We start from the raw sequence: 10797 nt of genomic DNA, 5'->3' as shown, positions 1-10797 counted from the left end.
GAACTTATAAAAGTTATATCAGACCAAAATTAGATAAAAATCTTTATGAATTTTGAATTGTGGCCAGCGCAGAACTGACTATGCTGGTTTATTAATATTTAAACAGCTTAATCTGAACGTGTAGCTAACCAATTATTCATTTCAGGCCAGACCGCCGTAGGTGCTTGGCTACCGGAAACTACACCCATATGACCACCAGGTACGATTTTAAAAGTTTTGTCTTGGCTACTAATCAAATCCATAAGTGGCTGAACGGCATCAGCGGTAACGATAATATCTGTGCTGCCACCCATTGCGAGTACCGAACATTCGATATCTTTGAGATAGGCTGTAAGCTCACCGAATTTAATTACGCCTTTAGACAGTTCATTATCAATCCAGAAGCGGAGAATAATGTCGCGCATGACCCCACCTGGGTAGGCCTGCATATTATCAATAAATGAACTTGAGGTTGCATGGTCAACAATAAATTCTCGATTATCGAGATTCTTAAAAAGTTCCCAGTATGTTTTTAAATTTCCAATCGGGTCTGTTAATTTAAAACCTAGCGTGTTTTGCCAGCCATGAATATGAAATGCTTCACTTGGTACATGATGTCGAATACGAAAAGGTGTATGTTTACGAACCCATTCGGCAGGTTTGGTAAGACTACCGTAGAGTTTCCCCATATAACCCGCTTTATGTGTGTCGATAGGGGAAGCCAGAATGATCAGATTTTTAATATCTTTATCTTTAAATAATGCGGTATAGCAGAGTGAAAGTGCGCCGCCTAAACTCCAACCATGTAAAGAAAGCTGTTGCTGACCACTGTGCATACGAACCTGCTTTAACATCTCTGGCATAAAAACTTTAATATAGGTGCCGAAATTATATTTTGCTTGATGTCGGGTGGGCACACCCCAGTCAATCAGATACACATCAAAACCTTGTGCTAAAAAGAAGCGGACAAAGCTACGTGTAGGAAACAAATCATAAATGAGCATGTTTACTGCTAGTGGTGGAATGATCACTAATGGTATACGGTACTTAGATGTAGATGAATCGGTCTCATTTCTATAATGGCGTAAGCTAATAATTTCATGCTTATAGATCACATCAAAAGGTGTTTTTCCTGACAGAGCAATTTGAGGACCTCGGAAAAAGAGATCTGATGCATTGATCAGCATGTGAGGTATTTTTTGACCAGCACGTGTCTGAAGAGATTTTTTAATAGATTGTAGCTGTGGAACGTTCTGACGAACTTTAAGCAATAAACTCATTGAATATAAAACCTATAAAGATGTTGCCCAGAGCAGTGACGAGCTGGTCTCTTACGGATAGTAAATGGAATGGAAGATGAGTTCAGTGACCTAAAAGACAGGATTTTGCTTTAAAGGTATCAAGTAGGGTTTTTGTTTAGTCAAATATACTGTGGTTTGACGAAATGGATAATAGGATTAAGACAGTTTGGTGTCTTGATTTTATAATTTGAGCATTTAAATTTCGAAAAACTCAAATATCAAAGCAATATAGAATTTTAAGAGCGTGGATATTGTAGTTTTTTACTAAACACTCAAAATAATATATTGATTTATTTTAATATTATTAAGTAAAGATGGTTTTTGTAAAGTTTGTTTGTGTTTTCTTTAAATAATAAGAAATATAATATAATTATTTTACAATCCATTAGGAATGTAATCGGAAAGTAGTATATATGGAATTTGTTTTTAATGGTTTTTATACACTAATTTCGGCGGTTATCGTCTTATTGTTGGGCCGCTTTCTTGTTAATCGGGTTGATTTTTTAAAACGTTATAATATCCCTGAACCAGTTGCGGGTGGTTTGATAGCTGCGATAATTTCTTTACTCGTCCACACATTGTGGGGGTATAGTATTGTTTTTAGTAGTGAATTACAAACGAGCTTTATGCTTGTGTTCTTTGCATCCATTGGTTTAAGTGCCAATTTTATGAAGCTTAAAGAAGGTGGTAGTGCTTTAGTCATTTTCTTAATTTGTGTAGCTTCTTTTATTGTAGTACAAGACATGGTGGGCATGAGTCTTGCGACTTTACTCGGTCTTGATCCACTCATTGGTTTAATTGCTGGTTCAATTACCTTAACAGGTGGTCATGGGACGGCAGGCGCATGGGGTGAAATTTTAGAAACTCAACATGGTATTCAAGGTGCTTTAGCTTTAGGAATGGCAAGTGCTACTTTTGGTTTGATTATTGGTGGTGTGATTGGTGGTCCGTTAGCAAAACTGCTCATCAATCGTTATAACCTTGCTCAAGCAAAAACTAATGCTGAAATCCAAAATCGTGATACTCATCTTGAACAAAATTCAGATGACCTTGCACCTTTTGAAAACCCTCATCAAGTTCGTTTAATTACTGCTGACAATGCGATTACTACACTTGGTATGTTTGCTGCGTGTTTAGCATTTGCTGAATTTATGACAGGTTTTAGCAAGGGAACATGGTTTGAGTTACCTACCTTCGTTTGGGCGCTCGGTGGCGGTGTAATTTTAAGAAATATTTTAGAGAGCGTGTTGAAAATTGATATTTTTGACCGTGCGATTGATGTTTTTGGTAATGCGTCTTTGTCGCTTTATTTAGCAATGGCATTACTTTCGTTAAAGCTTTGGCAACTAGCTGACTTAGCTGGACCGCTTGTGGTGATTTTAGGTGCTCAAACACTTACCATGGCTTTATATGCAGCGTTTGTAACTTTCCGCGTGATGGGCAAAAACTACGATGCAGCAGTACTAGCAGCAGGCCATTGTGGTTTTGGTATGGGAGCAACGCCAACAGCGGTTGCAAATATGCAGGCGATTACCAACATGTATGGCCCATCGCATAAGGCCTTTTTGATTGTTCCGCTTTGTGGTGCATTCTTTGTCGATTTAATTAATGCAACGGTTATTCAGCTCATGTTGAAATTTATTGCTTAATTTAAAAAAAGCCCGTAAGGGCTTTTTTTATGGATGCTTTTTCCCAAAAGTAATAATCGCCCTTAAACATAGTTTCACATAGAATAAATTGCAGATAAATAAAATGAGAAATGTATGAGCTCAGAAGCACATTCAATTAGCTTGGTTGCCCCTGTGGTTTTATTGGCAGCGGCTGTAGTTGCAGTCCCTATTTTTAAACGTATTGGTTTAGGCTCAGTATTAGGTTATTTAATTGCGGGTCTCATTATTGGGCCATTCGGTTTTGCCTTTTTTCAAGATTCCGCGGCAATATTACATATTGCCGAGTTGGGAATTGTGATGTACTTATTTGTGATTGGTTTAGAAATGCAACCATCACATTTATGGAGTCTGAGACGCGAAATTTTTGGCCTTGGCACACTACAGATCATAAGTTGTGGCTTAGCTTTGACTGCTGTAGGGCTATTATTTTGTTTTACTTGGCAAGTTGCTTTTATTGGTGCGGCAGGATTTGTACTAACTTCGACCGCTATTGTGATGCAATTATTGGGTGACCGTGGGGATTTGACGCAGCCTCATGGGCAAAAGATTGTAGCCATCTTACTTTTTGAAGATTTACTCATTGTGCCATTGCTGGCTATTGTCGCTTTTATGGCACCAAATCATGTGGTCGAAAGCACATCGGTACGTCTACAAAACATAGGAATTGGTTTAATCGCAATTGCAGGTTTGATCGCGGCAGGTTATTGGTTACTTAATCCGTTATTCAGACTTTTGGCTGCGGCTAAAGCGAGAGAAGTCATGACTGCCGCAGCCTTATTGGTGGTGTTAGGTGCAGCGTTACTCATGCAAGTGAGCGGGTTGTCTATGGCGATGGGTGCTTTCTTGGCGGGTGTGCTTTTATCTGAATCAACGTTTAGACATCAAATTGAAGCTGATATTGAACCATTCCGAGGAATTTTGTTGGGCCTATTTTTCCTTGGGGTCGGCATGTCATTGGATTTATCCGTTGTTGCCCAGAACTGGCAACTGATTGTGAGCGGTGTAATTGCCCTGATGTTTGCTAAAGCGCTCATGATTTATATTGTTGCCCGAGTAACGAAAAGCCCTCATACAGAAGCGTTGGATCGTGCCTTACTTATGGCTCAGGGTGGAGAGTTTGCCTTTGTACTTTTCTCTGCCGCGCTAAGTGCACAAGTTATTGATAGTACGGTTAAATCTAATCTTACTGCTATTGTGGTACTTTCGATGGTGTTAACCCCAATTGTCGGTATTCTTTTTAAACGTTTCACTCAAACTAAAGCAGATGTTTCATTAGAAAACGTCAATATTGCCGAGGGTCTAAGTGGTAGTGTTTTAATGATCGGATTTGGACGTTTTGGGCAGGTAACCAGTCAATTATTATTAGCAAGAGGTGTAGATGTCACCATTATTGATAATAATACTGACATGATTCAAAACGCGGAAAAATTTGGTTTTAAAATTTATTATGGCGATGGTTGTCGCCTAGATATTTTACATGCTTCCGGTGCTGCAACAGCACAAGCGATTGTGGTGTGTGTCGACAGCAAAGAAACCACAAATAGAATTGTGGAACTCGTGACTCACGAATTTCCTTTAGCGAAATTATTAGTCCGTTCGTATGACCGTGAGCACTCACTGCATTTAGTCAAACAAAAAGTGGACTTTATGATCCGTGAAACCTTTGAATCTGCGATTAAATTTGGCGAAGTGATTTTACAACAACTTGGCGTGGATGAAGACGAAGTAATAAGAATTAGCGAGGAAATTCGAGATCTGGATAATGAGCGTTTTGAAACTGAAATCGCAGCAGATGATGTCAATGCGGGAGTAGGGATGCAATATACACATACCCATCCACGACCAACAGCACCATTAATTCGACCAAAACGGGAAGGGCGGATTTTAAATAAAGAAGATGCATCAGATAGTGAGAGTCTTAATTAGTATAAAAATATCTGTAAAAGTTCTGTTTAGAAGAACTTTTACAGAATGACTATAAGTGTTCTAAGGCTGTGCCTTTAACCGGGTTTCTACGCCAGTAATAAGGTTGTAAAAATCTAAGAAAAAGCTTCCATGGAGTGATCCACGCAATTCGTCGGTTGGCCTTTTTATTTTCAATAATTTGTTTTGCTAAATATGAACAAACAATTTCTGGCGGATCAATCACAAAGAAAAATAAACGTTTCATTTTTTTCCAATTTTGGATGTTGCCATTGGTCCAAGAAGAAACTAACAGGTCAGTTGCCACCATACCAGGACTGAGTGTGCCAGTACAGTAGTATAAATAGATTCTAAACGCTGAACCGGGTAAAGCTATTATATTCATTTTCCAGTGAGTACTTTCTGATTTAAGGTCTCTTGAGATTGAGAAATTTAAGTAAATATTTGAATTATTTTAATGGAGAATTATTTTTAGTAAAAACGAAAAATTAAAATAGCAACAGTAAGAGTTTTGTTCATTAATAAAGTTGCGAAAATAAGTGATTAAATATTGAATTGCAATTGAGGTGAGCAAAATGAAAAATCAGTGGATAACAGACGAAGATAGATGGCAAGCAATTGTAGATCGAAATGCGGAAGCTGATGCATATTTTGTTTATGGTGTTAAGACCTCTGGTATGTACTGCTTACCATCAAGTACAAAAAGGCTGCCTAAAAAAGAAAATGTAGTTTTCTTTGAGAGCTCAGCACAAGCAGAGAAAAATGGTTATCGAGCAAGTCAAAAAATACAAAATAGACTTTCTAATGCAAATGACCCAAAACTTGTTGAAAAAATTGAGAAAGCTTGTAGATACATTGAGCTCCATGACGAAAACTTATCTCTATCAGACGTAGCAGATCATGTTGGAATGAGTGCATATCATTTTCACCGCGTATTTAAGCACATTACAGGGCTAACCCCTAAAGGCTACGCTGATGCACATAAAAGTAAAAAGCTAAGAGAAAACTTAAATGAAAATATCAGTGTGACTGATGCGATATTTAATGCAGGCTTTAATTCGAATAGTCAGTTTTATGAAAATTCAAATTTGCTATTAGGTATGACAGCGAAAGAATGGAAATCAGGTGGTAAAGGGGTACGTATTTTCTTTGCCATAGGAGAGTGCTCTTTAGGAGACATTTTAGTCGCTCAAAGTCAGAAAGGAATTTGTGCAATTTTATTAGGTGATGATCCTGAAAAGCTTTTAAATGATTTACAAGATAAATTTCCAGAAGCTGATTTGATTGGGTGCGATGATGAGTTTGAGCAATTGATAGCCCATATTGTTGGATTTATTGAAGCACCACAAATTGGATTAGATTTACCACTAGATATTCAAGGGACTGCATTCCAACAAAGAGTATGGCAGGCCTTGAAAGAAATTCCTGCGGGGCAGACAGCAAGTTATTCTGAAATAGCCCAAAAAATAGGGTCACCTAAAGCCGTTCGTGCCGTCGCAGGTGCATGCGCAGCAAATATGTTAGCTGTCGCTATCCCATGTCATCGTGTTATCCGAAATGATGGCTTTATTTCTGGTTATCGCTGGGGTGTTGAACGTAAACGTGCATTGTTAGACAAAGAAGCAGAACTGGTACGGAACTAAAATTGTTTTAGTTGGCTACTTTTATAGAGTTAATTTTTTCAAAATAGCAAGAATCAGAGAGTCTCTTTTCTTCTGGCTATTCAAAATATAACCATCAATTTAATAATGATGGAATTATGAGTATGGCCAGATTAAAAGACAAAGTGGCTATTATTACAGGCGCGAGTTCAGGTATAGGTTTAAGTGCGGCGTCCTTATTTGTAGCGGAAGGGGCGAAAGTTATTCTTGTCGCACGTCGAGAGAATATTTTAGAGCAAGTTTGCAATAGATTGAATCAAGATGAAGTCGTTGCACATTTCATTGCAGGTGACCTATATGATCCAACAACTATGCAAAAAGCAATCGAGATGGCTATGCAATATTATGGAAAGTTAGATATCGCATTTAATAATGCAGGCCTTTTGGGAGAGTATCAACTTACTCATGACACAACCGATGAAAATTGGAATCATGTGATTCAGGGCAATTTAACCAGCGCGTTTCAGTCTGCCAGAGAGCAGCTTAAAGTCATGTTAAAGCAAGGCTATGGCTCAATACTGTTTACATCATCTTTTGTTGGTCATCATATCGGGTTTCCTCAAATGGCGGCTTATGCTGCCAGCAAAGCGGGACTCATTGGATTAACCAAAGTGATCGCAGCAGAATATGCAACGTCAGGCATTCGAGTAAATGCACTTTTACCCGGTGGAACAAATACTTCAATGGGTCAAGAAGCCGCTTCTTCTCCAGAAGTTCTAGAGTTTGTAAAAAGCATACATGCGATGAAACGTTTAGCAGAACCCGATGAAATTGCAAAAGCGGCGCTCTTTTTAGTTAGTAATGATGCAAGCTTTATTACAGGCAGTGCTTTACTCGCCGATGGTGGAGTGACTATTTGTAAAACCTAGATCAAGAATGAATACATAGGTCGTAAAAAAGTGAGGCTGCTGGAGCCTCACTTTTTATATGTACTTATTTTCGTTTTTTTGTTTTTAAATATTCGGCATAAGCTTCATCTGCAAAGCGTCTTAAAGAGTCACCAATAGCAGCATATTGATATTCATTCAGGTTAGCCAATGACGCACGGGCAGAAGGATGCTGCACACCGAAACCAGAACCCGGCAATAAAACCACACCTGTTTCATCTGCTACTCTAAACAATAGCTCGGTCGGATTTTTATTTTTCATCACCCAGTCGGCAAACTCATCACCATAGAGAGTGCGGGAGGTGTTTTCAAGGTTAACAAGGGTGTAATAGTCCACCGCATTTGGATCTGTTGGAACATCAACACCAAGTTGTCTATAAAGGGCTGCATCGCGTTCACGAACAACAGATTTAACTGCTTTTTTATAGCTTTGGCGTGAGTCCATCATATTAAACAGTGCAAATAAAACCATTTGCACTTGCTGTGGGGTAGACAGGCCCGCGGTATGGTTTAAAGCAACATTACGGCTGTCTGCAACTAAACGGTCAATAAACTTAATGCTTGATGGGTCGGTTGTTAAAGATGAATAGCGCTCCTCAAGCTCTTTCTTCTCTTTTTTCGATAAGTTCGCAATTTGTTTATCAAGCACATTGTTATTTGAAAGCGCAATGACACCAAGTCGCCAACCAGTCGCGCCAAAGTATTTAGAGAAAGAGTAAACCAAAATGGTGTTATCAGGACAGATCGCAAATAGTGATTTGAAGTTATCGGCAAACGTACCGTAAACATCATCTGTCAAAATAATCAGATCGGGGCGTTTTTTGACGATATCAGCCAAAATCGCAAGTCCTTCATCACTCATTTTTACCGATGGCGGGTTACTTGGGTTGACTAAAAAGAACGCCTTAATAGATGGATCTTCTAACTTTCGAAGTTCCGATTCTGGATATTGCCAACCGAGTTTAGGGTCTGCCTCAATGAGCACTTCTTCAAGTTGGTAGTCATTAAGTTTTGGAATTTCCAGATATGGCGTAAAAATAGGACTACCAATCGCAATGCGGTCGCCGTTTTTAATAATTTTATTTTCTTTTAATGAGTTAAAAATGTAGGCCATTGCGGCTGTTCCGCCTTCAACAGCAAACAAATCTAAGTCTCTTTTTTGCATGCCTTGTACGCCCATTTCTCGTAAGACGTACTCTTTAATAATCGTCTCACTTACTCTAAGCATGCGGTCTGGTACGGGATAGTTACAGCCCAGAATACCTTCAACCATTTCAAGTAAAAAAAGATCAGGGTCTAAGCCTAATTGGTCGCGTACATAAGATACGGCTTTACCTAAAAATACAACGCCCGGTTTATCGCGGTTTTCCAAAATGAAGCTGTCAAAACGTGACTGGAGTCCAACAGGGCGAGGGAAGCCACCTAAACCCTCTGGCATATAAGAGAACGAGAACTCGGATTCGGTTGCCGAAAACAGACCTAGTTGAAAGAATGCTCGGCGTGGGATGGTCGCAAGAAAGTTCGGATTGCCTCGGCCAGCATTTAACATCATGCGGTCAGTTCGGCTTTGAGCTAATTCTATTAAATTATCTTTCAGTTCAAATGGACTGAGTTTTGCGTATTTAGAATAATCGACTTTCCCCATGGGATGTCTCCTTAATTATAGTGAGATGAATAAAATTTCTACTTCAATGTATAAAATCAGGCTAAGCCTACGATCAGTGGTCCGAGTAAGGTCAAAAACACATTTGCAAGGGCATAGGTGATTGCGAAAGGAACAGTCGGAATTGAATTGCCTGCTTTGTCTAAGGTGGCACCAAAAGCAGGGTTTGCACTGCGTGAACCAGATAGAGCCCCAGCCATTACCGCAACGTTGCTATAACGCAGAACATAACGAGCAAACAGCATAGAAAGCAGCAACGGAACCAGTGTTACAACTACTCCAATCATAAAGAGTGAAAGACCACTTTCTTTAATGGTTTGAATGGCCTGTAAACCTGATTGTAAGCCAACCGCTGCAACAAAGCCTGCCAAACCTAAGTCTTTAAGAAGCTGTGAAGCCGCTAACGGCATATTGCCATGTACCTGATTTCTACTACGAATCCAACCAAACAGAAGACCTGACAGTAAAGCACCACCGCCAGCGCCAAGCGTTAAGGGCACATCACCTAAACGAATCACAAAAAGACCAATCACCAAACCGACCACAAGGCCAGCACCATGGAAAATCCAGTCGGTTTTTAAGCTTTCAGGTAAGGCTTTACCAGCTTCTTTCACTAAACGATCAAGGTCACTTTTTGTACCGTAGACGGTGACTACATCACCTTGGCGTAAAACGGTATCGTCATTTAAAGGTTGAGTTTCATCTTTACGTTTAATCGCAAGTACATAAATACCGTGTTTCAAATAAGCTGGAGTATTGGCCTTAATATCACCTAAGGTACGGTTAATATATTTGGAATTTCTTAAGATGACATCGCTGGTATCCATAATCATTTCCATACCCTGCGATGATTGCAATTCGGGTCCGATTTGCTCGGCTACGGAAACTACACTGGCACGGCGACCGACCAGCAATACCACATCGTCTGTTTGTAAGGTTAGTTCAGGAGCAACATCAATAAACTGATCTTTACGTTTTAACCGTTCAATTGTAATGCTTGCTTCTTTTGCTTCAAGTTCCGCAATAGTGTGTCCATTCGCTTGTTTAACTTTATAAATACGCCCAACAATTTCCGGCATTGCCAGTTCCTGACCCGGTGCGAGTTCAAACGCACCTTTAAGTCGTTCACTTTGGGCTTTTAGAGCATCGTCATGAATCTCTTTACCCATAAATTTAGGCAAGATATTTACACATACAATGATTGCGCCTAATGAACCGAAAATGTAAGTCACCGCATAGCCAATCGCGACATTTGCTTGAAGTCTTTGAATTTCAGCCAGAGGCAGATCGAGTCTAGAAATCGCATCTCCAGCAGTACCAATAATCGCAGATTGAGTCATGCCACCAGCAGCGAGTCCGGCAGCCAAACCTTTATCGAGATGGAAAATTTTAGCCATGACTAAAACGGTGACTAAACCACACACTGCCATAAATACGGCTAAAAGAATTTCTTTTATAGACTGTGGCCCGAGTGATTTAAAAAACTGGGGCCCACTTTCAAAGCCTACCGCGTAAATGAAGAGCGCAAATAAAATTGCTTTAACGCCGTTATCAACAGGTACACCGATAAGACTTAGAACGACTGCTACAAGTAGGGAGCCTGCGACTCCACCAAACTGAAATTTTCCAAACTGGAACTGTCCAATCCAGAAGCCAATTGCGAGTGATAAGAACAATAATATTTCGGGGCTATGTTTTAAAGCACCTTGTAAC

General features: G+C 39.6%; 7 protein-coding genes and 1 pseudogene. 4 read left to right on the top strand and 4 right to left on the bottom strand.

The window, feature by feature from the left end; genetic code table 11:
* Nucleotides 1-107: 107 nt before the first annotated feature.
* Nucleotides 108-1259: an alpha/beta fold hydrolase gene (locus tag HUN22_RS12320; RefSeq protein WP_174729764.1), complete on the bottom strand. Its 1152-nt coding sequence runs from the start codon at nt 1257-1259 to the stop codon at nt 108-110.
* 434 nt (nt 1260-1693) lie between these two features.
* On the opposite strand from HUN22_RS12320, the gene gltS reads away from it, so the two are divergent.
* Both gltS and HUN22_RS12310 read left to right on the top strand, forming a co-directional pair.
* Nucleotides 1694-2929 (top strand): sodium/glutamate symporter, encoded by a 1236-nt coding sequence (gltS, locus tag HUN22_RS12315; RefSeq protein ID WP_174729761.1) that lies wholly within the window; start codon nt 1694-1696, stop codon nt 2927-2929.
* Nucleotides 2930-3043: 114 nt separating this feature from the next.
* On the top strand, nt 3044-4876 hold the full coding sequence (locus HUN22_RS12310) for a monovalent cation:proton antiporter-2 (CPA2) family protein (protein WP_174729758.1): 1833 nt from the start codon (nt 3044-3046) through the stop codon (nt 4874-4876).
* Nucleotides 4877-4925: 49 nt separating this feature from the next.
* On the opposite strand, the pseudogene HUN22_RS12305 reads toward HUN22_RS12310, so the two are convergent.
* Nucleotides 4926-5204: pseudogene (locus tag HUN22_RS12305) on the bottom strand (SDR family NAD(P)-dependent oxidoreductase); the annotation flags it as partial.
* Between the two features lie 244 nt (nt 5205-5448).
* Between HUN22_RS12305 and ada the strand changes: the two are divergent.
* Both ada and HUN22_RS12295 read left to right on the top strand, forming a co-directional pair.
* Nucleotides 5449-6516, top strand: coding sequence for a bifunctional DNA-binding transcriptional regulator/O6-methylguanine-DNA methyltransferase Ada (ada, locus tag HUN22_RS12300; RefSeq protein WP_174729755.1), 1068 nt, complete (start codon nt 5449-5451; stop codon nt 6514-6516).
* 122 nt (nt 6517-6638) lie between these two features.
* Nucleotides 6639-7403: an SDR family oxidoreductase gene (locus HUN22_RS12295; RefSeq protein ID WP_174729752.1), complete on the top strand. Its 765-nt coding sequence runs from the start codon at nt 6639-6641 to the stop codon at nt 7401-7403.
* 64 nt (nt 7404-7467) lie between these two features.
* Here HUN22_RS12295 and HUN22_RS12290 read toward each other — a convergent pair whose 3' ends face one another.
* Both HUN22_RS12290 and aspT read right to left on the bottom strand, forming a co-directional pair.
* Nucleotides 7468-9066, bottom strand: coding sequence for a bifunctional aspartate transaminase/aspartate 4-decarboxylase (locus HUN22_RS12290; RefSeq protein ID WP_174729749.1), 1599 nt, complete (start codon nt 9064-9066; stop codon nt 7468-7470).
* Between the two features lie 56 nt (nt 9067-9122).
* Nucleotides 9123-10797 (bottom strand): aspartate-alanine antiporter (aspT, locus tag HUN22_RS12285; protein WP_174729747.1); only part of this gene is annotated, 1675 nt, incomplete at its 5' end.

Origin of the sequence: Acinetobacter lactucae, assembly GCF_013344765.1 — a bacterium.
GTDB lineage: Bacteria > Pseudomonadota > Gammaproteobacteria > Pseudomonadales > Moraxellaceae > Acinetobacter > Acinetobacter lactucae_A.
Note: the sequence above shows the minus strand (reverse complement) of the source record. Positions and strands in the feature narration are given on the sequence as shown.

What these genes read in the sequence shown, in the direction of transcription:
- HUN22_RS12320 (WP_174729764.1), bottom strand. Translation starts at nt 1,259, where the DNA reads ATGAGTTTATTGCTTAAAGTTCGTCAGAACGTTCCACAGCTACAATCT.
- gltS (WP_174729761.1), top strand. Translation starts at nt 1,694, where the DNA reads ATGGAATTTGTTTTTAATGGTTTTTATACACTAATTTCGGCGGTTATC.
- HUN22_RS12310 (WP_174729758.1), top strand. Translation starts at nt 3,044, where the DNA reads ATGAGCTCAGAAGCACATTCAATTAGCTTGGTTGCCCCTGTGGTTTTA.
- ada (WP_174729755.1), top strand. Translation starts at nt 5,449, where the DNA reads ATGAAAAATCAGTGGATAACAGACGAAGATAGATGGCAAGCAATTGTA.
- HUN22_RS12295 (WP_174729752.1), top strand. Translation starts at nt 6,639, where the DNA reads ATGGCCAGATTAAAAGACAAAGTGGCTATTATTACAGGCGCGAGTTCA.
- HUN22_RS12290 (WP_174729749.1), bottom strand. Translation starts at nt 9,066, where the DNA reads ATGGGGAAAGTCGATTATTCTAAATACGCAAAACTCAGTCCATTTGAA.